Below are 22,763 nucleotides of genomic sequence, written 5' to 3' on the forward strand. Positions count from 1 at the left end.
AGGCAAGTATGAAGGATTTAACTTTAGTAATATTAGCTGCTGGAATGGGAAGCCGTTACGGTGGATTAAAACAAATTGACAAATTCGGAAAAAGTGGAGAGGCAATCATTGATTTTTCAATCTATGATGCAATTCAAGCAGGATTTAATAAACTTGTATTAATTATTCGTGAAGAGCATGAAGCAATTTTTGAAGCAGAACTTGTTGGGAAAATTCGTCCATTTATTAATGTGGAATATGCTTTCCAAAGCACAAGTGATGTTCCTGAGTGGTTTGAAGGGGTTGAAGGCCGTGAAAAACCTTGGGGAACAACACATGCGCTGCTTGCTGCACGGAACCATGTATCGGGACCTTTTATGATTATTAATGCAGATGACTACTACGGAAAAGCTGCTTTTGTGGAAATGGCACGATTCTTAAATGAAGAAGTTACAGATCAACAAGCTGCAATGATGGGATACATTGTGGACAATACGATTACTGATAATGGAACAGTAACGCGTGGGGTCTGTAAAAATGTAGAAGGTTTCTTAACGGATATTGTGGAAACAGATGGCATTAAGCGTACAGATAAAGGGGTTGTTGGTGGACCTGATGAAACCCTGATTCCTGATGGAACACAAGTTTCAATGAACTTCTGGGGCTTTACACCGGCAATCTTTGATCTAATGGAAACAAAATTTGAAACATTCTTAAAAGAAGATGTTGCGAAAAACCCTATGAAATCAGAAGCATTACTCCCTAATGATGTGGGATCTTTAATCCATGATGGTAAATTATCGGTTAAGATTTTAGATACACCCGATCGTTGGTTCGGTGTAACCTATCAAGAAGATAAACCAATGGTTCTTGCGCAGTTTGCGAAGTTCCAAGAAGATGGTACATACCCGGAAAAACTTTGGGATAAATAATTTACAAAAGGCTACGAATTATCGTAGCTTTTTTTTATGGCTTTATCGATACACGGTGGCATTAATTGAAAAGCTGTCGTATTATAGAAACATAAAGGTAGGTTATTGTTATGTATGAATCAAATTTTCAATTTTATCCAATCACAATGGATGAAAAACCACACAGTGTTCGTGTGGATCTTAATGCCCTTGTTATTGAACCGGATTATCCCCATCTCTATGTTGTTAGAAAGCCGTATAACGGGCGAGACAACGGATTTCCTACGGAGTTAGCTTTTGATACCCTAAATGAATTTGAAACTGCTGTCACAGATTTCTTAAGCCCTATGGATGTTCAGTTAATTGGAGCGATAACTGGAAATGATGTTTGTGACTATTTCTTTGTTTCAAAAGCGTGTATAAGTCTTGAATCCATCCTTAAAGAACGCTTCCCCCAAGAAGTCATGGGTGTCATTGTTCGTGAACATGATGATTTTGAAATCTACAAAAGTGTTCTATTCCCCAACGAATATCAATTAGCGATGATCTACAATCAAAATCTTTGTTTGAACCTTGAACGCGAAGGAGAACGATTTGAAGTAGAACGGGATGTCGAAGTGTTAACGGTGTTTGAACGACAAGAAGATGCACAACTATTCAGTCAACACTTTGAACAATTTGCACATACCCAAACCATCGAGCCAAGGGAAGATGGTTTGATTCAAACCCGAATGATTGCTTCAATTGTTCCAACATTACCCACTATGAATGGTATTTCACAACACATCGTATCCCTCACGAATCAATATAACGGATCATACGAAGGTTGGTATTGCAACGTTCACAAATAAAAAAAGGATTGAAATCGGCACCATTACCGAATTCAATCCTTTTTATTTTTTTAATCGAAAAGAGACTAAGCTTGATCTTTAATTGCTTGTTCTTTAAGAATTAACTTACGGTTCCAAACCATAAGAACCGCTGAGATAGCACCGGCAATTGCAACACCGATCCATTTATACTCAACAAGTTTTACCATCATAAATGGTAACCATGAACTACCATAATCAATACTTGAAATCAATGCAGAACCACCTGGGATTGCAAAGTTGGCTGCTTTTGCAGCTTCAGTAAAGATTGGAGCAATATTTGTACCAATTAAAAGACCAATCGATACGGTAAAGATTCCAACGATCAGTGTACGGAAGAAGTCTCCACCACAAAGAGGTGCAATTAAAACAAACATAAATGGTAAACCAGCAAGACTTGCGAACGGCAAGAATTGGTTACCTGGAATGATAAAGGCAAGAATAATTGTAATGGGAACCATTACAAGTGAAATGGTAAGGGTAACAGGGTTACCAACACCGACTGCTGAATCAAGTCCAATAAGAAGGTTTGAGTTTTCTCCATATTTCTTTTGGATTTTAGCTTGAACTGCTTCACTAATGGGCATTAAACCTTCCATAAGAATTGCGGACATTTTTGGTGTTAAGACTAAAACAGCCGCCATCACGATTGCAAGGTTTGTAATCCCTTTGAAATCATAACCGGCAACAAGACCTAATAAAATCCCAACAACAGTACCAAGGATTGCAGGATCACCAAACATACCAAATTTTTTCTGGAATGCTTTTTCATCAAGTTTAATTTTATTAATACCTGGAATTTTATCAATAATTGCATTTAAAACATAAGCGATGGGTGCAAAAGATGCGGTAAATGCATGTGGAATTGAAATACCGGGTAACCCAAGTTGTTTTTCAACAAGTGGTGCGGTACGGTCTCCAATAACCATGATAATCACCATATTAAAGGCTGCCATTAATAGACTCACAATTAAATCATTGGTAATCATAAAAACAAGAGAACCTGTAAAGGCAAAATGCCAGAAGTTCCAAATATCAACGTTAACCGTTTTTGTTGTTTTTGTTGATAACATAAGAATGTTAACCAAAATCCCAACAGGGATAATTAATACCCCAACAGCAGAACCGAATGCAATAGCACTTGCTGCAGGCCAACCAACATCAAGAACCGTTAAGTTTAGACCAAAATTCGCAACCATCTGTTTTGCAGCAGGTTCCAAATTCTTTGTAAGTAATTCAATAACGATATTTAATCCAATAAAACCAATACCAACCATTAATCCTGATTTAAATGCTTTACTAAACTTAACCCCGAGCGCTAACGCAAAGATGGTAAAGATGATCGGCATCATTACAGCAGGACCAAGGTCAACAATAAAATTTAAAATTGACATGACTATGCTACTCCTTTAGTTAAAATATCTAAGATTTCCTGATTCGTTTTTCCTTGTAATAATTGATTTAAGAAATCGTCATCGGAAAATGTCCCCATAAGTTTACTTAAAATTTGCACTTGTTCTTCTTTGTTTTTCACAAGTAAGAAAAAGAACAGTTTTACATTGAGATCATTATCCGTAACCATTTCTTTATATGCGATTGCTTCAGATACACGTACAAAGGCAATCCCTGGTTTATGAATGTATGTTGAATCGACATGAGGGATTGCAACGCTGCATACAGGGGCTGCAAGTCCTGTTGGATAGGTAGCTTCGCGTTCCTTTAGTGCACCTAAATAAGCTTCATTAACGTATCCAAGATCGAGAAGATGTTGATTCATCACATCAAATAATTCATCTTGCGATGATACGTCTAAATCTAAAAATACTAAATCTTCATTAAACACTGTCATCACCACGTTTTCTATAAGCCGAGAATTTCAATAACGTTATCAATGGTTGCTTGAGCACCCATTCCCGTTAAAAGGGATAGCCCTGATACAACAGGAATTCCATAACCTTCTCCACCTTGAGCTGTAGTTACGATTACATCTTGATCCGATGCAATGGATGGCAATTCAGCAAGTGAAGTTTGAATAAATTTAACGTGGTCAAGAAGCCCTTTTGCTTCGAGTCCTGCTTTAAGTTTTGATGTGGCAACAGTACTTGTTGCGATACCAGAGCCACATGCTACAATAATAGTTTTCATAAAATACCTTTCCTACTCAGTAAAGAGTGATTTCAAATAAGAAATATTCTTATTTTTAATAATGTTTGACACTTTGTATTGATGGTCGATTTCCGTATAGAGTTCTGCGAATAAGTCGGAATATTGGGTGCGATGGTCTTGATCAATGAGAATCATGAGAATAAGTTGAACGTGATCATATTTCCACGGGATGGGTTTATCGAGAACACATGCCACAATGGAGGGTCGGTATACAGAACCTTCGATATTGTGAGGGATACAAACGAGGTTACCGACCTCAGTAGAACCAAGCGCTTCGCGTTCTAGAATCGATTCTTGACACGCTTTATCGATATAGCCAAGGGTGAGGGCTTTTTGGCTCATCATTTCAAGAAGTTCTTGAGGTGATTGCGCATCAGGATTAACTAAAAAAAGTTTCTCGTCGAATAAATCTGCGACAGAATGAGTATTTGTGGGTTCGCCTTTGATATATCGCTTAATATGTGCGATATCCTGGTCGGTAACAATTGCGGAAACAACAACTGTAGGAACCCCTAAATTACGATCGATGTGGACCGTAGAAATAAGCAAATCCACATCATCCATATCGTGTTTATCAAGTTGATAAAGAGCACTTACTTTTTTAATTTCAAGTGCCTCTTTAAATTGAGACTCTAATTTCGCTTTCAGAAGCATTGCAGTCCCGACTCCTGTCGTGCATACAACAATTGCGCGTGTTGTTTCACTTTTTTCGTCGTGCCGGGCGCGTTCGCGAGCACCACAGAAATGAAGGGCGAGGAACCCAATTTCATCTAAGTTAAAGGCTACTGCGTTTGTTTTTAAAAAATGAAAGGCAAGAACTTTCGCAATTTGAATTTCAAAAGGATAATTCTTCTCGATATCATCCAATAATTCGTTACGGATTGAAAGTCCAAGTTCAATGCGTTTGAGCGCACTTTCGAGGTGAGTCATCAAGCCTTGTTTTAGAATCTCATCGTTACGGAAATCACTACCATAAATCCGATAAATGTCATCGAGGGCTTCATTGAGGATCTGTAAATTGCGATGGGACTCAGAATTGACATTATCAACATCTGTATGGAGTTTTTTTTGAGAACTTAAATGGATATAAATATTAATGATTTCACTCTTCGGAATTTTAATGGCTAATGCCTCTTCCAGCATCACCGCTAACGCTTCGGCACATAAATAAGCTTTTGAATCCGTTTGAATTGATGTGGTTGTATTGCTTAAACCCAGCTTACCTTGTTCAATACGTGTCAAAGCAATTTCAATGTGAATCGAAAGATTTTTAAATCCAATATCTGTGAGATGGAGTTGATACTCTTGAATGCATGTCACAATAATGCGCTCAATGATATCCATGCGAGGGGTATTTTGTCCGATAATACGATTCATGTCAATGGTAGATTTTTCCATGACAAGGTAATCATTGATGAGGCGACGAATGCTGTTTTCATCACCGGTTAGGACCAACCCTCGCTTATAGTCATTTTCCAGGAAAATATGATATTCCCTTAGAATCCGTCTTACACTAACAAGATCTCTTTTGAGTGTTGATAAACTTATAAATAAATTATCAGCAAGTGCTTCTAATGTAAAATAAGTACTGTTCAAAGTTCCGTTCGCAATTTTACGAATAATCCATTCAACCCGAGATTGTCTTACATTCGGTAATACGTTATTATCGAACTCATCATTATAGAAATAGGTTTTCCACATTTCGTTTTTGTATGAGTCATCGATCAGATAACCTTTACCGCGTAACGAGGTGATGGCCATGTTGCTTTTTTTAAGGATGTGATCGATTGCCTGAACTTCCCGTTGAACCGTTTTGCTCGATATATTCAGTTCAGTTGCAATATCATCACTTGTAATTGCATCATGTGCATTGATTATCAACAACAGAATACTACTTTGTCTTTGTGTTAATTCCATCAACATCACCTCTCACACATAGTTTACTTTATTCTATATAGTGTGCAGTTCGTGTTTGTCTTTTGTCAACGGACATGCTTAGGGTGAGAAGTCTGTTGGGAAGCGACAGGGTAAAAAGCGAGTTGATAAGAATTTGGGAGGGCATATGCTATAATGACCAAAGAACATTAAGTGGAGGAACGTTGTGAAGTTATTGATTGAAAATTATAAGATGAGTATATTTGTGGTGTTAAATTTACTCTTAACCATTGGAATGAATTTGGGGCATCCTGTAACACCGACTCTTTTAAAATCGATGGATTTACCACCGCATGTTTTTGGCTTGTCGTTTGCGGCGATGTGTCTTACAAATTTTATTTTTGCTCTTGTGTGGTCGAATGTCGCAAATGGGATGAAAAAGACACGTATTTTAATGATATCCTCGATTGGTTATGCGATTGCTCAATTGCTTTTTGGGTATGCGTTAAATCGCTATAGTATTTATTTTGCGAGACTTTTAAGTGGTATTTTCGCTGGAGGATTCCAAGTAGGTCTTATGAGTTATGTAGTGAATGAAGCACCAGAAGAACGCCAATCTCATTACATAACAATCTCATCGATTATAGTCAGTGTAGGGGCAGCACTTGGATTCTTTATTGGTGGGTATCTTGGTGATTTTTCTGTGCGACTCACGTTTGTGATTCAAGCGGTATTTCAAATTGTACTAGGTGTTTTATTTTATTTTATTTTAGGACGATATGAGAAAATCGAAGAAAAGATGGAATGGTCCATGATTCGCAACTCCAATCCATTAAAGGTCCTTCAGTCATCGCGTCATTTAATGAAAGATGTGGTTTTGATTTTATTGATTGTAACGTTCACATCATCCGTTGGAACAACTTTGTTTGACCAAAGTTTTAATTATTATATAAAAGATATTTTCAACTTTGTACCCAGCCAAAATGGAATTATTAAAGCCATTACCGGATTGTTTGCGGTTGTGTTGAATGTTATTTTAATTCGACGTCGCAATCGTAAAAAACAAGCGGTTGAGTTGGGTCTTTTAAAAACCGTGTTTATTGCGATGGGAACGCTCGCTATGATTGTAAGTTTTAGCCAGACATCAAAACCCTTTGTTGGTTTTGCGTTAGCGTGGTTTGGTATGTACACAGTGATGATTCCTATTCTTCAAAATTCAGTAATCTCAAACAAACGCAGTGTTGAGGAAGGGAACCAACTGGCAGGCCTCTATAATTCATTATTAATGCTCGGAAAAATTTTCGGGGCATTACTTACGAGTCTGGTTTATACGATTTCGCCGTCATCAACTTTTCTCTTTGCTGGCTTTATCTTTATTCTGTCATTTATCGTTTTACTCAAACCCGAAAAAAGCATCGCGAAATAATAAGAGACATCGTTACACAAACGATGTCTCTTATTACATTATGGAAACAAGGAACCCGCCTCGATTTATAATGTAGGAATTAAAGGAGGATTGAATATGAAAAAAATTGCGATCATTGGTGGTGGGAATGGTGCTCACGCAGCCGCCGCTGATTTAACACTCAAAGGGTACTCGGTTATTTTAATCGAAGATGCGCGGTTTAAACATAATATGCAAACGGTCTTTGATTCACTCCAAATTCATGTGACCGGTGTCGTGGAAGGCACCGCAACCCTGACATCCGTAACAACAGACTTACAAAAGGGTGTTGCGGACGCAGAGATTATTCTTGTTGCCGTGCCAGCCTTTGCCCACAAAGATTATGCATACCGCCTTGCACCATGCTTGCAAGAAGGGCAGATCGTTTTTATTGTTCCAGGGACATTTGGGAGTCTGATATTTAAGAAGGCAATGAATGATGTAGGCAATCATGCCAATGTTGTATTTGCGGAATCACATACACTTCCTTATGCTACACGAATCATTGAGCCAGGTCATGTGATGATTATGAGTCGCTTCGATCCACTTAAAGTTGGTGTCTTACCAGCAAAAGAAACAATGCGCGTCTGTCAGATATTATCGGAACTTTATGATGGCATTCAACCTGTGGAAAGTATTGTTGCTTGTGGATTAAACAGCTTAAATCCTATTATCCATGTTCCAGGATGTATCCTTAATGCAGGACGGATTGAAAAGGCCCGTGGGGATTTTTACTTTTACACAGAAGGATTTACTTCTTGTGTTGTGCGTACTACTGAAGGGCTGGATCAAGAACGGATCCGTCTTCTTGAAGCTTTTGAATACAATTTTGAAACGGTAAATAAAGGGGTAGGTGGTCCGGATGCATCGGATGATCTTCATCAAGTAATTTCAGAGAATCCGAGTTTTGCTTCCATTAAAGGTCCTGCTGATGTGAAGGGAAGATATTATTCGGAAGATATTCCCTTTGGACTCGCAACGTGGGCCAAATTAGCACAGCACATTCATGTGGAAACTTCGATAATGAACAGTCTTGTGACATTGGGTTCATCCATATTAGGGAAAGATTGTTGGACAATGGGGCCAAGCATGGCAGATTTAGGGATTCAAAACATGAGTATTCAAGAAATCAAACGTTTCATAGAATAAAAAGAGCTCAGTACTAAAGTACTGAACTCTTTTTATTTGAATAGTGAACCAATAATATTTCCACCGGCAATAAATGTGCCGATTGAACTAAAGAGTGATGTAATTACAAAAATTAGTAAAATACGTAAAACTTTGTTCTTAAACCACATTTTCGGTTGGGTTGCATGCGTGGATAAGGCATCAAAATCTTCGAATGTTGGTGGACGTTGATATGCTTCCATAAGACCTGCAAACATACCGACGCCTAAAACGGGTGAGAGTGTCCCAATCCATGCGGTAAGGGCTGTTGTGAGAATTGTAAGCGGGTGTGCTAGGCAAATGATTGCACCAAGGGTTGCAAGGCCACCGCTTAATGCAAACCACACCAAAAGATCGTTAAGAGCCATGTGTGGATTTTTAAGCGTGAGCGCAACCAGTAATAAAATAATTATTCCCGGTACGATCCAACCTGATAAATTCAATTTTTTCTTTGCGGGGATTTGATTTAGTTCATAAAGCGAATGGTCTTGATCCAGTACCTCAATGATACCTTCAGTATGAGCAGCCCCTACAACAATCACAATTTCTTTTTCAGGTAATGCTTTAATTTTTTCGGCCATAAAAGCATTTCGCTCATGGAGAAGACTTTTAGAAATTGCTGGAAGTTTTTCATCCATTTCACGAACAGACTCAAACAATAAATCACTCTCTTTTAAATTCTCAACATCAACTTCTGAAACCGAATCATCTTCGAAGACACTTAAAATGAGCGTGGAAAGCAAGGATATTTTTTTTAAGAAAGTGAGATTTCCCCAAATGCGTTTAAAGGTTACTTGGACATCACGATCAATATAATGAATCGAAGCGTTAAACGTTTTAGCGCTTTCAATTGCTTGCTTCATTTCTTGACCTACAGATGTATTAAGGTCATCTGCGAGTTTTTTCTGATAGGAAGAAAGGACCAAGGTGGCAATAAAAGCACCAACTCGTTTGGTTTTAATAATCTGCTTAATATCAACTTCTTTATATTTATCAGATTCCATAAGGTTACGAGCCCGGTTATCATCCAATTCGATACAAACAGCCTGTGGCTGAACGGAAGCAATTGCTTCTTGTACATCAAGGACGGATTGCTTGGATACATGAGCGGTGGATACAAAATGCAATGTTTTATCTTTAAATTCTACTGTTTTCATAAGATACCTCGTACCATCATCATATCAAATTCTAAATGTCATCCATAGTACTTGATTTGAATTGACCGCGAAACATTAAGATTACTTAAGAATATAGTCAATGAATGATATATTTTTTTCAAAACTTGTCGATTATAATCAATTTGAGGGGTGAGCACGATGTTAGACTCTAATCTAAAGAAAATACGTTTAAAACGAAAATTAACGCAGCGTGAGCTGGCGAAACGTGTAAATTATTCTCAACAAGCAGTCGCAAAGTGGGAAGTGGGGGTTTCGAATCCAGATATTTCAAATCTTGTAAAGATTTGCGAGGAACTGAATATTTCTGTGGAGTGTCTTCTCTGTCAAAAACCGAAACACATGCAAGATTTTGATGAATGGAGCTTACATTTAGCGTTTTATCATGTGCTAAATTTATGTGGGACGCATCATGAAGTCGGTTTAAATATTCGAGAGTTGGATGAAGAAAACAAAATAAAACTTATCAATGAACTGGTTCTTTTTTTACGAAAGAAAGCCCTTTTAATGAAGTCAGAATTGAAGTCAGAGTTATAGTCAAAATGTGATAAGCGGATACGTCATGTGTCCGCTTGTTTTACATCAAAAAGATGGGGCGCTTTGTACATGCATGCCTTTAAATAATTATTCAATCATGAATCTAAACAGTCATGAAGGATAGCAGGGGCTATTTGTTGGAAATATTTAACACTGGAATAATAAAAATCTTGACTTTCTGAATAAAGTTGGTAGAATATCTATGTTATCAATTAACCAAAGACAGTAACGGGGCAACCTTAATAATGTTACCGAGGTGAAAGTATAAAACTTTTGAACCTGTCTTTTGGATGGGTTTATTTTTTTGGTTTAATTTGATTTCCGAGATCGAATGGAGGTGAATCATTTGCGTACAGAAATTTTAGAAAATAAAAAAGCTGTTGTTGCAGAGATTCAAGAAAAAGTAAAGAATGCCGGATCAACAGTTGTTGTTGAGTACCGTGGACTAACCGTAGATCAAATGACTGAACTACGTCGTCAACTTCGTGCAGAAAACGTTGAATTTAAAGTTTATAAAAACTCAATGTTCCAACGTGCTGTCGAAGGCACAGACTTTGAAGGTTTAAAATCCGAATTAACAGGACCTAACGGTGTTGCGTTTGGAGAAGATGCTGTTGCACCTGCTCGAGTATTAGCTAACTTCGCTAAGAAGAACAAAAAGTTAATCCTTAAAGCTGGTATCGTTGACGGTAACTTAGTAGACCAAGAAGAAATCAAAGAACTCTCAGCATTACCAAACCACGATGGCATGATTGCTATGTTGGCTGGAATGTTCCAATCACCAATTCGAAGCTTTGCTTACGCTGTATCACAAGTTGCTGAACAACGTGCAGAGGGCGGAGAAGTTGTTGAAGCAGCAGCAGTTGCTGAAGAAGCACCTGTTGTAGAAGAAGTAAAAGAAGAAGCTACAGAAGCTTAATTAAATAGGAGGAAATATTAAGATGGCAAAATTAACATCAGAAGAACTAATCGCTTCCCTAAAGGAAATGACAATCTTAGAATTAAATGAATTAGTAAAAGCAATCGAAGAAGAATTCGGAGTTTCAGCAGCAGCACCAGTTGCAGTTGCAGCAGCATCAGATGCTGGTGAAGAAGAAGGACCAAGCGAAGTTTCAGTAATCTTGAAAGAAATCTCAGGTTCAAAAGTTGGAGTTATCAAAGCATTACGCGACATCACAGGTTTAGGTATGATGGAAGCTAAAGCATTAGTTGACGGCGCACCAACAGCAATTAAAGAAAACATCAAACCAGCAGAAGCAGAAGAAATCAAAGCTAAACTTGTTGAAGCTGGCGCAGTTGTAGAAGTTAAATAATTAACACGTTAAGAAGGATCTTCTGTGAGTCATTACTTTACAGACAATTCTAATTTGAATAAAAACCGGAGAGATATCCCTTTCCGGTTTTTAGACATTAGTTTTTCAGTTATCTCGGATGATGGGGTTTTCTCGAAAGATGGCCTGGATCGCGGTACCAAAGCACTGCTTAAAGTCTGTGTCAATCATCCCTTAAAAGGAAAGGTTGCAGACCTAGGATGCGGTATTGGGGTTGTGGGTGTGATTCTTTCGCATTTCTTTAGTGATATTGAAATGACGGGCGTCGATATTAATCCGCGTTCGGTTGAACTCGCCAATATAAACTATGAAAAATATAATGTGAATGGAATTAATAAAATTCAAGATGGGTTGGATGGCGTGTATGACTTTGTAATTAGCAATCCGCCGATTCGTGTTGGAAAAGAAAAAATGTATTCTTTATTTGATAATGCTTACGATGTTTTGACCAAGGATGGGATGTTTATCTTTGTAATTCGTAAGTCACATGGAGCGAAGTCTGCGCAAGCAAAATGTGAAGCATTATTTGGTAATTGCACGTTATTAAAAAAAGAAAAGGGATATTACATCTATTGTGCCTCAAAGCGTTGACTGTAACCCACATTAGTGATAATATATATAATTGCATAATAGTGGATTTATGCGCGTTTTTTTGGTTGTTATAAAAAGTACAGGAAAGGATGGCATAAATGGAGAAAAACCAAGTATATAGTGTAAAGAAATTTGGTAATAAGGCTACCCGTCGTGATTATTCTCAAGTTAGTGGAACCTTAGAATTGCCTAATTTGGTAGAAATTCAAACGGATGCGTATGAATGGTTTAAAAACGAGGGACTCTTTGAAGTTTTTAACGAAATCTATCCTATTCAAAGCTATAATGAAAATGTAAAACTAAAGTTCATTGATTATTCATTTGGTGAACCTAAATATAACGTAGACGAATGTCGATCACGCGAAGCAAACTATGCTGCGCCACTTCGAGCAACAATGCGTCTAGAAGTAATTAACAAACAAACTGGTGAAGTGATTGAAAAAGAAGAAGAGGTGTTCCTCGGTGATCTTCCTTTAATGACTGAAACAGGTACCTTTATTATTAATGGAGCGGAACGAGTTATTGTTTCGCAAATTGTGCGTTCTCCTGGAGCGTATTTTAAGTCTGAAAATGATGATAAAACGGGTCGTGACACGTTCATGTCCGAATTAATTCCAAGTCGTGGTACTTGGTTAGAATTTATGAGTGATGATCGTAAAGCGGCTAATGGTCGTGTTATCAACATGAAAGTTGACCGTAAGCGTACGATTGTATCCACAATTTTGTTCAAGTCTTTTGGTTTAAGTCTTGATTTACAAGAAGGTGAAGATGCATTTGATACACATTCATTTAAAACGTTCTTAAATGCTATGAATTTACCTGTTTATGATGAATGGGAAGAAATTGATAGTGAGAAACGTGAATTCTTAACTTTATATGCGTTACTCTATACAGCATTCTTTGGAAACTATCCTGAGATTGTGAACTCATTAGTATTAGATAAGACTGTTACGTTTGAAGATTCATTACGTGTAATGTATGAAAACCAACGTGCTGATGAAATCCCTACAACTGACGGTGCTATCAACTTGATGAACGCGAAGTTCTTAGATCCACGCCGTTATGACCTTAATAAAGCAGGTCGTTATAAAATTCATAAAAAACTTGAAGTTTACAATCGTGTAAATGGAACCGTTCTTACAAGTGATATCAAAGATATTAACGGTAATGTTGTTTTTGAAAAAGGAACACATATTACACGTCGTGATGATGTCTTAAAATTACGTGATGTATTACGCGAAGGCGGACACATGAATGTATTCCCACTTAAGAATATCTTCTCGGCACCCGATGTACGTGATATCACGGTTGATGGAACCGTGCATTTAGTTGGACGTATCTTATCGAAAGATGTTGATGGTGATGATTTTGAATTTGAACGCGGAACGGTTCTTACTGCACAAGATCTTGAGACCTTAAAAGGCGAAACGATTCAAATTTACACAGGTATCATGGGTAAAGAAGTTGTGGTAACAAAAGATAACGTATGGGCAGTGTTAAACTACTCACAACGTTTATATACTGTTGGACGTATTCTTGATGCTTCTGGAGCAGATATGATGTCTGCAAAAGGAAATCTAATCGCAGATCGTTTCACACCAAATTACAACGTACCTAAAATTAATAAAACAAATGAAAAACTAATTGTTGATTCATTAGAAGATGGCCCCGTAACAATGTGGTTAGTCGGAGCAGCAATGCAAGAATTGTTTGTTGCGCATGAAGATGATCATGAAGAAATTGTGAAGATTGTTGGTATTGATCCATTACTTGAAAAAACAACAATCGTAGCATCAGATATTTATGCTACATATTCATATTTCTTAAACTTCATTGATGGTGTTGGTAATGAAGACGATATTGACCAATTAGGTAACCGTCGTATTCGTACAGTTGGAGAATTAATCCAAAATCAATTCCGAATCGGTTTAAGCCGTATGGAACGTGTTGTTAAGGAACGTATGTCAATCTCTTCAGATTCATCGAACCTAACACCCAAAAATCTTACAAACGTTCGTCCATTGACCGCAATGGTTAAAGAGTTCTTCTCTTCATCCCAATTGTCACAATTTATGGACCAATTAAACCCACTTGCTGAACTTACAAACAAACGTCGTATTTCAGCTTTAGGACCGGGTGGACTTACACGTGACCGTGCTGGTTTCGAAGTTCGAGATGTTCATACATCACACTACGGTCGTATTTGTCCAATCGAAACACCTGAAGGACCAAATATCGGGTTGATTTCGAACTTAACGTCATATGGAAAAATTGACAAGTATGGTTTTATTCAAACACCATACCGAATCGTTACTCCAGATGGAACCGTTACTGAAGATATTATTTATCTATCTGCAGACGATGAGTTTGAATATGTTATTGCGCAAGCGAACGAAGTGCAAGATCACAAACTTGTGAACGAAGAAGTTGTTGTTCGTTACCGTGGTGAAAATATTCTTGCCCACCGTGACACTGTAGAACTTATTGACGTGAGTCCTAAACAAATTGTTTCTGTTGCGACTGCGGCGATTCCATTCTTGGAAAATGATGATGCTTCTCGTGCCCTCATGGGTGCCAACATGCAACGTCAAGCTGTTCCGCTTTTAAAACCGAACTCACCATTTGTTGGTACGGGTATTGAACACCGTATTGCAAAGGATTCAGGGAGTGCGGTAATCTGTCATGAAGACGGAATCGTTTCTTATGTTGATGCAAACCGCGTTATTGTAAACGGAGTATCAGGAAAAGAACGTACATATTTATTACAAAAATTCAGACGATCAAACCAAGGAACATGTATTAACCAAAAACCTTTAGTGGCTCTTGGTGAAAAAGTTTCAAATGGTGACATCCTTGCGGATGGTCCATCCATGCAAAATGGTGAGCTTGCTCTTGGTCAAAACGTTACAGTCGCATTTATGACTTGGAACGGATATAACTATGAAGATGCGATCATCATGAGTGAACGTCTTGTAAAAGAAGATGTCTATACATCAATTCATATTGAAGAATATACACTTGAAGTTCGTGAGACAAAACTTGGACCTGAAGAAATTACCCGTGATATACCAAACGTAAGTGAAGTTGCATGCCGTCATCTTGATGCACGCGGAATCGTTATGATTGGTGCTGAAGTTAAAGAAGGCGATATCCTAGTGGGTAAAGTAACACCTAAAGGACAAAGCGAAATTTCTCCAGAAGAAAAATTATTACTTGCAATCTTTGGTGAAAAATCCCGTGAAGTACGAGACAACTCACTTAAAGTTCCACACGGTGGATCAGGTATTGTTCAAGATATCAAGATCTTTAGCCGCGCGGAAGGACATGACTTGCCACCTGGAGTAAGTGAATCTGTTAAGGTTTACATCGTTCAAAAACGTAAAATCCATGAAGGTGACAAGATGGCTGGACGTCACGGTAATAAAGGGGTTATCTCTAAGATTCTTCCTGTAGAAGATATGCCATACATGGAAGATGGTACACCTGTTGATATTATGCTTAACCCTCTTGGGGTTCCAAGTCGTATGAACATTGGACAAATCTTAGAATTACATCTTGGTATTGCAGCGAAGAACTTAAATATTAAGTTTGCTACAAGTGTTTTCGATGGTATTGAAACAGATGAACTGTTTAATATCATGAAAGAAGGTAACGTTTCACCTGATGGTAAGATGGTACTTTATGATGGACAAACTGGTGAGCGTTATGATGAACGTATTTCAGTAGGTGTTATGTACATGCTTAAGTTATCACATATGATTGATGATAAACTTCATGCTCGTGCAACAGGACCTTACTCACTTGTTACCCAACAACCACTTGGTGGTAAAGCACAAAATGGTGGACAAAGATTTGGAGAGATGGAAGTTTGGGCACTCTATGCTTATGGAGCTGCAAACACACTTCAAGAAATCCTTACCATTAAGTCCGATGACGTAAATGGACGTACAAAGACTTATGCCGCTATTCAAAATGGTGAAGATATTCCAGAACCTGGAATTCCAGAATCATTCCGAGTACTTAAACATGAACTCCAAGCACTTGCACTTGATGTGAAATTCTTGGACGAAAACAAAGAAGAAATCAAAGAAAGTCTTGTAGATGGTGATGAAGAAGTTGCTTCAGCACCATCACAAGATGTTCCGCAACCAGAAATTGTTGTGGAAATCGAAGAAACTAATGAGGTTGAATCACTAAACCTTGATGAGCAAGCGTAGAAGGAGGCGGTAATCTCATGAGTATTAATAATTTTGACTCGATACAACTCGCTTTAGCGTCCCCTGAGCGCATTCTAGAATGGTCTCATGGAGAAGTTAAAAAACCAGAAACAATTAACTATCGTTCACAAAAACCGGAACGTGATGGATTGTTCTGTGAAAAGATTTTTGGTCCTACAAAGGATTGGGAATGTTACTGTGGTAAGTACAAGAAAGTACGTTACCGTGGTGTTATTTGTGATCGTTGTGGCGTTGAAGTAACGAAATCTGCTGTGCGTCGTGAACGTATGGGGCACATTACGTTAGCTGCACCTGTTGCACATATTTGGTATTTACGTGGTATTCCATCACGCATGAGTTTATTACTAAACATTACCCCTAAAATTTTAGAAGAAGTTGTGTACTTCGTAAAATGGGTTATTGTGGATCCTAAGAAATCAGGATTACAATACAAACAAATTATTGATGACCGCGAATATCGTGAATACATCAATCAATACGGACCGAATGGTTTCGTAGCTCAAGCAGGTGGAGAAGGTATTAAAACCTTGCTTGAAAATATGGATTTAGAAAAAGAACGTAATGAAATTCTTGAGTTATTAGAAAATGCTAAAGGTGACAAGCGTAAGAAGTTAATTCGCCGTCTTGAAACGGTTGAAGCATTTATTAATTCTGATAACATGCCAGAATGGATGGTACTGACTGAACTTCCAGTTATTCCACCAGATTTACGTCCGATGTTACAACTTGATGGTGGCCGTTTTGCTGCTTCAGATGCAAACGACTTATACCGTCGTGTAATCACACGTAATAACCGTCTGAAACGTTTACTTGAAATGGGTACACCACAAGTTATCGTTCAAAACGAAAAACGTATGCTTCAAGAAGCTGTTGACGCATTGATTGACAATGGTCGTCGTTCAAAACCTGTTACAGGTGCTGGTGGACGTCCTCTAAAATCACTTTCACACAGTCTTAAAGGGAAACAAGGTCGTTTCCGTGCCAACTTACTTGGTAAACGTGTAGACTTCTCAGGTCGTTCAGTTATCGCTGTTGGACCAGATCTTAAGATGTATGAATGTGGTATTCCTAAAGAAATGGCAATTCAACTCTTTAAACCATTTGTTGTAAATGAGATGAAGGTTCGTGGAATTAGTAATAATGCTAAAGCTGCTGAAAAACTTATTGAACGTCAAGATCCACGTGTTTGGGATATTGTTGAAGAAGTAATTCAAGATCACCCTGTGCTCTTAAACCGTGCCCCTACACTTCACCGTCTTGGTATTCAAGCCTTTAAACCGAAAATGATTGAAGGTCGTGCAATTCGTCTTCACCCTCTTGTAACGCCTGCGTTTAACGCGGACTTTGATGGTGACCAAATGGCGGTTCACGTTCCATTATCCGAAATGGCTCAAGCAGAAGCAGAATTGCTCATGCTTGGTTCACGTAATATTCTTGGTCCTAAAGATGGAAAACCGATTGTTACACCATCTCAAGATATGGTTCTTGGAAACTTCTATCTAAACATGGAAGAATCTCCAGAAGAATTTGAAGAAAAAGCATTACAATGTGAAGCTCGTGGCGATATGGAAGAAGGTGCTAAATGGCGTCGCTTTGGTGAAAACCAAGGTAAAGCATTCCGTGACATCAATGAGGCACAACTTGCATATGAACATGAGTTGATTCACTTACATACACGTATTTGTGTTCGTGCATCATCACTTAAGAAATCAACGTTAAGTGCAAAACAAAACGAAATGTACCTTGTTACAACGCTTGGTAAACTTATCTTTAACGATATGTTCCCAAGTGACTTCCCATACTTAAACGAGGTTTCACCGGATAATTTTAAAGCGACACCGGATAAATTCTTTGTTGCGATGGGACAAGATGTTCGTGAAATTATTAGTGCAATGCCACTTAATAATGACTTCAAGAAAAAAGATCTCGAGAAAATTATCAAAGAAATCTTTGATCGTTACTCAATCGATAAAACAGCTGAAATCTTAGATAACATTAAAGACTTAGGTTTCCGCTATTCAACTGTTGCGGGTATGACTGTTGCGTTAAGTGACATCAATGTTGCCCCTAACAAAGAAAAATATGTTGATGAGGGTAAAGAACAAGCTGCGAAATTAATGAAACAATACAAACGTGGTCGTTTAACAGCTCAAGAGTGGGAAGGTAAACTGATGACTCTATGGGATGGTATTAAAGGACGCGTTGGTGCGGAATTAATGGACGAACTTGCTCGTAAAAACCCTATCAATATGATGGCGACATCGGGTGCTCGTGGTAACGTTTCTAACTTTACTCAGTTATCCGGTATGCGTGGTTTAATGGGTAAACCTACTCAATCAAAATCAAAAGCAGGCTATCAATCATCAATTATTGAAGTTCCAATCTATTCGTCATTCCGTGAAGGTCTAAACGTTAGTGAATTCTTCGTTTCTACTCACGGTGTGCGTAAGGGACTAACCGATACTGCTCTTAAAACAGCGGAATCAGGATATCTTACACGTCGTCTTGTTGACGTTGCGCAAGATGTCACAATCGTTGAAGATGACTGTTATAGCGACAACGGTTTCCTTGTAGAGGAAATTGTAGATCGTAAATCTAATACAATTGTTGAGTCACTCCATGACCGTCTTGTTGGACGTTATATTAAAGAAACAATTGTTGATCCAAAAACTAAAGAAGTTATTATCGAAGAAGACGAATATATCGATGAGTTTGCTGCAAAACGTATTGTGAATGCAGGAATCAAACAAGTTCGCATTCGTTCTGTATTCTCATGTGAATCAAAACATGGTATCTGTAAAAAATGTTACGGACGTAACATGGCAACAGGTGAAATTGTTGAGGTTGGAGAAGCAGTCGGTATCGTTGCCGCTCAATCAATCGGGGAACCGGGTACACAGCTAACCATGCGTACGTTCCATACCGGTGGGGTTGCGGTTGCTGGTGGGGAAGATATCACTCAAGGTCTTCCACGTGTTGAAGAACTCTTTGAAGCACGTTCACCAAAACTGGGTGCTGCGATTTCTGAAATTTCCGGACGTATTACGGATATCCGTAATGCCGAAGATGGTTTCGGTTATATCATCACCGTTGCAAACGATAAAACATCTGTTGAGCACCATACATTACCACATCAACCTGCTCGTGGTTGGTTAAAAGTTGGTTCTGAGGTTTCAGCCGGTGAAAAACTAACAGAAGGTTCTGTAGATCCTAAGAAACTTATGGAATATGCAGGACGTCTCGATGTTCAAAAATACATTTTAAAAGAAGTTAAAAAAGTTTACCAAAGTGGTGGTATCGAAATTTCTGATAAGCATATTGAAGTTATGATTAACCAAATGATGCGTAAAGTTATTGTAATTGATGGACAAGATACAGGAATTTCTCCTGGTGTTCAAATGCATGTTGATAACATGACTCAAATCAATGAAGATATCCTTATGGAAGGTAAGAACCCTGCACGTTATCGTCCAGTGTTACTCGGTATTTCTAAAGCTTCTGTTGAAACGGAATCATTCTTATCAGCTGCTTCATTCCAAGAAACTACAAAAGTTCTTACGGATGCAGCTATCAAGTCTAAGATTGATCCACTCATGGGTCTGAAAGAAAATGTTATCATTGGTAAGAAAATTCCAGCGGGAACAGGTTCTGAATTATACCGTGAATCAACTGAAATGGTTAAAGAAATGGCTGAACTCAAACGCCAAGAACGTATTGAACGAAATACAATTGAGGAAGAGGATTCCGTTATTAGCGAAATTATTCGTGGATAATTGAGGTTTATAAATCAATGCATTTCTAAAATTAAGGGCCTACACTCATCGATTTGAGTGTAGGACTTTTTTTATATGTACATATTTATTGATAAAGGTTTATAATGATAAGATGGAGGCGTTAAAATGAATAAAAAAGCAGAATTTACGACAAAACTTGTACGTCAAGCCGGAGAACGCATTAAAACGATGATGCAGGAATCGATTGATATTAGTCTTAAATCATCAAGATCAGATTTTGTAACGAATGTTGATAAACAAACAGAGATTTTTTTAGTTTCAGGAATCAAGGAAGCTTATTCAAACCAAAATTTCTTAACTGAAGAAAAAACCGTGGAAACGATGGGGAAAGACCATTTATGGATTATTGATCCGATTGATGGAACCACAAACTTTATCTATCAAAAACAAAATTTCAGTATTTCTGTGGGTTATTATCACCAAGGAATGCCTGTATTTGGTATTGTTTATGATGTCATGGCAGATGAGATGTTTGTTGGGATTGTTGGTGAAGGAGCATATCTGAACGGACAAAAATTAGCGATGCTCGACCAAGATATTCAGTTAAAAGATTCAATTATTTCCGGTGATGTCTACCGTCCTGGTTTATTTAAAATGACCCCTCAAGAACTTAAACCACTATTTATTACGCATCGATTTTTAGGGTCGGGAGCTCTAGAAGTATGTCATATTGCGGCAGGGCGATGGCAATCATATGTCTTTCCTAAACTCAAAGTATGGGATTTCGCAGCTGCGGTGATTGTCTTAACATGTGTTGGTGGTACCTACCACTTTGGGGATTTAGAGGATACGCTTTACTTTGATAATGAACCCCGTGTATTTATCGCGGCATCCAATCAAACGATTAAAGAAAGTTTAAAAGCACTACTATAAGGAGAAATGTATGCAATCAAAATTATCATTTGCGAAGCAATTAGTTTATGAAGCAGGAGACTATGTTCGCGAACATATGAAGCAAGAATTAAATATTGATACGAAATCAGCACGCAATGATTTTGTTACCAATGTCGATAAAGGGACTGAGCAATTTTTAGCCAAACGCATTAATGCAAAATATCCAAACCAAAATTTTATTACCGAAGAAAAAATGGTTGCATCGACTGGACTTGATGATTTGTGGATCATTGATCCAATTGATGGTACGTCAAATTTTATTTTTGAAAAACGTAATTTTGCGATATCTGTTGGTTATTATGAAGAACAAAAACCTGTTTTTGGGATTGTCTATGACGTGAGTCGTGATGAAATGTATGTCGGGATTGCAGGTGAAGGGGCTTACCTCAACGATCATAAGCTTCCGATGCTATCTCAAACCGTAACACTTCGTGATTCCGTTGTTTATTCGGATACTAAGACTTTAGAGGTTATGTTTGGGGATGCGGTTAAGGCGCATGATGATTTTATGTCGGTACGTTATATGGGAGCAGCGTCGCTTGAAATTTGTGGTGTCGCTGCAGGACGTCATCAGGTGTATCTCTCACGGCGCTTGAAGGTATGGGATATTGCAGCTGCAACAATCATTCTTGAGGCAGTTGGTGGTGCATTCACTTACGATACATGCGATAATAAGATTATATTTGAAGATAAGAATTTTGAATTTATGTGTGCTTCAAATCCCACAGTGATTCAGGAACTCAAAGATAGGAGATAGGAATATGGAATCTTATTTAAAGATTAATGGTGAGGTTTCGCTGCGTTATGCAGCTGATTGTGTTGAAAAACCGAAGGCTATTGTTATTATTAACCATGGTTTTGCGGAGCATATTGGTCGCTATGATCATGTTACAGAGCATTTTAATAAAGCAGGATTAAGTGTGTATCGCTATGATTTACGTGGACACGGTCGTACCGACTCCCCTAAAGGACATATCGATTCGTATTTATCGTTTATCTCAGATTGTAATGAAATGGTTAAATTTGTTAAAGATGAGAATATCGGTGTTCCTGTATTTATGTTAGGTCATAGTATGGGTGGGCTTGTTACGACGATGTATGGTATAGCACATCCCTATGAACTAAAAGGCCAAATTCTATCAGGTCCTGCTGTGGCGCCACTTCCGCCGGTTGAAGGAAATATGGGTAAAGTATTAAATGTAGTCGGTAAATCATTTAAAAAGATAAACATTCGTAATGTTGTGGAAGATGACATTTGTTCGGTACCCGAGGTTGTGAGTGCTTATAAAAATGATCCGGATGTTTTACATAAAGCAACTGCAGGATTTATGCGTGAATTTTTAATTAAGGCACCGGAGTTTGTTGCGAAAAATGTATCCCGTTACCGCTATCCTGTTTTAATTTGTCATGGAGAAAAGGATAAGGTTGTTCCTATCGAAGTAGGTGAATGGCTTTATGAAAACATCAGTTCAAAAAACAAACGTTTTATTGCTTACCCAGACCTATACCATGAAATCCTTAATGAAACGATGTACCCTGAGATTCTAGATACTATGGTTGAGTGGATATTGCTTCAGTTGAGTAAGTAATATGTAATTCTAAAATGACGGTTTCTTATAAATGATAAAGTAAAAAAACATCTCAGTCGGAACTGACCTAGTTCCGTGGGACTAAAGAAAAAACCAAGTTAGGATGAAGTTAACCGATAATTTACGGGAGATTGATATCCTAGCTTTTCTTGTATTCGATTTTCATTGTAATATTTTAAATAGTTTATCACAGTTTGTGATAC

Annotated in this window: 19 protein-coding genes and 1 other annotated feature; of the genes, 13 read left to right on the top strand and 6 right to left on the bottom strand. The window is 38.0% G+C overall.

Annotated elements, in window-relative coordinates; genetic code table 11:
* Positions 1-8 precede the first annotated feature (8 nt).
* Positions 9-911: a nucleotidyltransferase family protein gene (locus EPJ89_RS05975; RefSeq protein ID WP_161637204.1), complete on the top strand. Its 903-nt coding sequence runs from the start codon at positions 9-11 to the stop codon at positions 909-911.
* Positions 912-1,021: 110 nt separating this feature from the next.
* Positions 1,022-1,741 carry a DUF695 domain-containing protein gene (locus EPJ89_RS05980; RefSeq protein ID WP_161637202.1) on the top strand — a complete coding sequence of 240 codons (720 nt, stop codon included), beginning with the start codon at positions 1,022-1,024 and terminating at the stop codon, positions 1,739-1,741.
* A gap of 65 nt (positions 1,742-1,806) precedes the next feature.
* On the opposite strand, the gene EPJ89_RS05985 is transcribed toward EPJ89_RS05980, so the two are convergent.
* The 4 genes from EPJ89_RS05985 to EPJ89_RS06000 are packed head-to-tail and all read right to left on the bottom strand — an operon-like array spanning position 1,807 to position 5,842.
* The gene (locus tag EPJ89_RS05985) at positions 1,807-3,153 is read right to left on the bottom strand and encodes a PTS galactitol transporter subunit IIC (protein ID WP_161637200.1); all 1,347 of its coding nucleotides are present in this window, start codon (positions 3,151-3,153) and stop codon (positions 1,807-1,809) included.
* Between the two features lie 2 nt (positions 3,154-3,155).
* Positions 3,156-3,608 carry a PTS sugar transporter subunit IIA gene (locus tag EPJ89_RS05990; protein WP_202606003.1) on the bottom strand — a complete coding sequence of 151 codons (453 nt, stop codon included), beginning with the start codon at positions 3,606-3,608 and terminating at the stop codon, positions 3,156-3,158.
* Between the two features lie 11 nt (positions 3,609-3,619).
* Positions 3,620-3,904 (bottom strand): PTS sugar transporter subunit IIB, encoded by a 285-nt coding sequence (locus EPJ89_RS05995; protein WP_161637199.1) that lies wholly within the window; start codon positions 3,902-3,904, stop codon positions 3,620-3,622.
* Between the two features lie 12 nt (positions 3,905-3,916).
* A complete protein-coding gene (locus EPJ89_RS06000; protein WP_161637197.1) occupies positions 3,917-5,842 on the bottom strand; it encodes a BglG family transcription antiterminator in 1,926 nt (641 codons plus the stop codon).
* 184 nt (positions 5,843-6,026) lie between these two features.
* On the opposite strand from EPJ89_RS06000, the gene EPJ89_RS06005 reads away from it, so the two are divergent.
* Both EPJ89_RS06005 and EPJ89_RS06010 read left to right on the top strand, forming a co-directional pair.
* Complete coding sequence (locus EPJ89_RS06005; RefSeq protein ID WP_200549251.1) at positions 6,027-7,226, top strand: MFS transporter; 1,200 nt, start codon at positions 6,027-6,029, stop codon at positions 7,224-7,226.
* Positions 7,227-7,322: 96 nt separating this feature from the next.
* A complete protein-coding gene (locus EPJ89_RS06010) occupies positions 7,323-8,393 on the top strand; it encodes an NAD/NADP octopine/nopaline dehydrogenase family protein (protein WP_200549252.1) in 1,071 nt (356 codons plus the stop codon).
* Between the two features lie 32 nt (positions 8,394-8,425).
* Here EPJ89_RS06010 and EPJ89_RS06015 read toward each other — a convergent pair whose 3' ends face one another.
* Positions 8,426-9,568 carry a TraB/GumN family protein gene (locus EPJ89_RS06015; RefSeq protein ID WP_200542489.1) on the bottom strand — a complete coding sequence of 381 codons (1,143 nt, stop codon included), beginning with the start codon at positions 9,566-9,568 and terminating at the stop codon, positions 8,426-8,428.
* Positions 9,569-9,727: 159 nt separating this feature from the next.
* Between EPJ89_RS06015 and EPJ89_RS06020 the strand changes: the two genes are divergently transcribed.
* The 9 genes from EPJ89_RS06020 (at position 9,728) to EPJ89_RS06060 (ending at position 22,560) form a co-directional block, all read left to right on the top strand.
* On the top strand, positions 9,728-10,123 hold the full coding sequence (locus EPJ89_RS06020; RefSeq protein WP_200542488.1) for a helix-turn-helix domain-containing protein: 396 nt from the start codon (positions 9,728-9,730) through the stop codon (positions 10,121-10,123).
* A 198-nt stretch (positions 10,124-10,321) separates the two neighbouring features.
* Positions 10,322-10,435 (top strand) — a sequence feature (ribosomal protein L10 leader region).
* Between the two features lie 34 nt (positions 10,436-10,469).
* The gene (gene rplJ / locus EPJ89_RS06025) at positions 10,470-11,042 is read left to right on the top strand and encodes a 50S ribosomal protein L10 (protein WP_200549253.1); all 573 of its coding nucleotides are present in this window, start codon (positions 10,470-10,472) and stop codon (positions 11,040-11,042) included.
* Positions 11,043-11,064: 22 nt separating this feature from the next.
* On the top strand, positions 11,065-11,436 hold the full coding sequence (gene rplL / locus EPJ89_RS06030; protein ID WP_125163718.1) for a 50S ribosomal protein L7/L12: 372 nt from the start codon (positions 11,065-11,067) through the stop codon (positions 11,434-11,436).
* 24 nt (positions 11,437-11,460) lie between these two features.
* Positions 11,461-12,045 carry a methyltransferase gene (locus EPJ89_RS06035; RefSeq protein ID WP_200549255.1) on the top strand — a complete coding sequence of 195 codons (585 nt, stop codon included), beginning with the start codon at positions 11,461-11,463 and terminating at the stop codon, positions 12,043-12,045.
* Between the two features lie 98 nt (positions 12,046-12,143).
* On the top strand, positions 12,144-16,262 hold the full coding sequence (locus EPJ89_RS06040) for a DNA-directed RNA polymerase subunit beta (protein ID WP_200542486.1): 4,119 nt from the start codon (positions 12,144-12,146) through the stop codon (positions 16,260-16,262).
* A 17-nt stretch (positions 16,263-16,279) separates the two neighbouring features.
* Positions 16,280-20,056 (top strand): DNA-directed RNA polymerase subunit beta', encoded by a 3,777-nt coding sequence (rpoC, locus tag EPJ89_RS06045; RefSeq protein ID WP_161637183.1) that lies wholly within the window; start codon positions 16,280-16,282, stop codon positions 20,054-20,056.
* Between the two features lie 126 nt (positions 20,057-20,182).
* Positions 20,183-20,950: an inositol monophosphatase family protein gene (locus EPJ89_RS06050; RefSeq protein WP_161637181.1), complete on the top strand. Its 768-nt coding sequence runs from the start codon at positions 20,183-20,185 to the stop codon at positions 20,948-20,950.
* 10 nt (positions 20,951-20,960) lie between these two features.
* Positions 20,961-21,728, top strand: a complete 768-nt coding sequence (locus tag EPJ89_RS06055) for an inositol monophosphatase family protein (RefSeq protein WP_161637179.1) — start codon at positions 20,961-20,963, stop codon at positions 21,726-21,728.
* A 4-nt stretch (positions 21,729-21,732) separates the two neighbouring features.
* Positions 21,733-22,560, top strand: coding sequence for an alpha/beta hydrolase (locus EPJ89_RS06060; RefSeq protein WP_161637177.1), 828 nt, complete (start codon positions 21,733-21,735; stop codon positions 22,558-22,560).
* 98 nt (positions 22,561-22,658) lie between these two features.
* Here the strand turns inward: EPJ89_RS06060 and EPJ89_RS06065 are convergent.
* Positions 22,659-22,763 (bottom strand): IS3 family transposase (locus EPJ89_RS06065; protein ID WP_161637407.1); only part of this gene is annotated, 105 nt, incomplete at its 5' end.

This window comes from Erysipelothrix sp. strain 2 (EsS2-6-Brazil) (genome assembly GCF_016617625.1).
Taxonomy (GTDB): Bacteria; Bacillota_I; Bacilli_A; order Erysipelotrichales; family Erysipelotrichaceae; genus Erysipelothrix; species Erysipelothrix piscisicarius.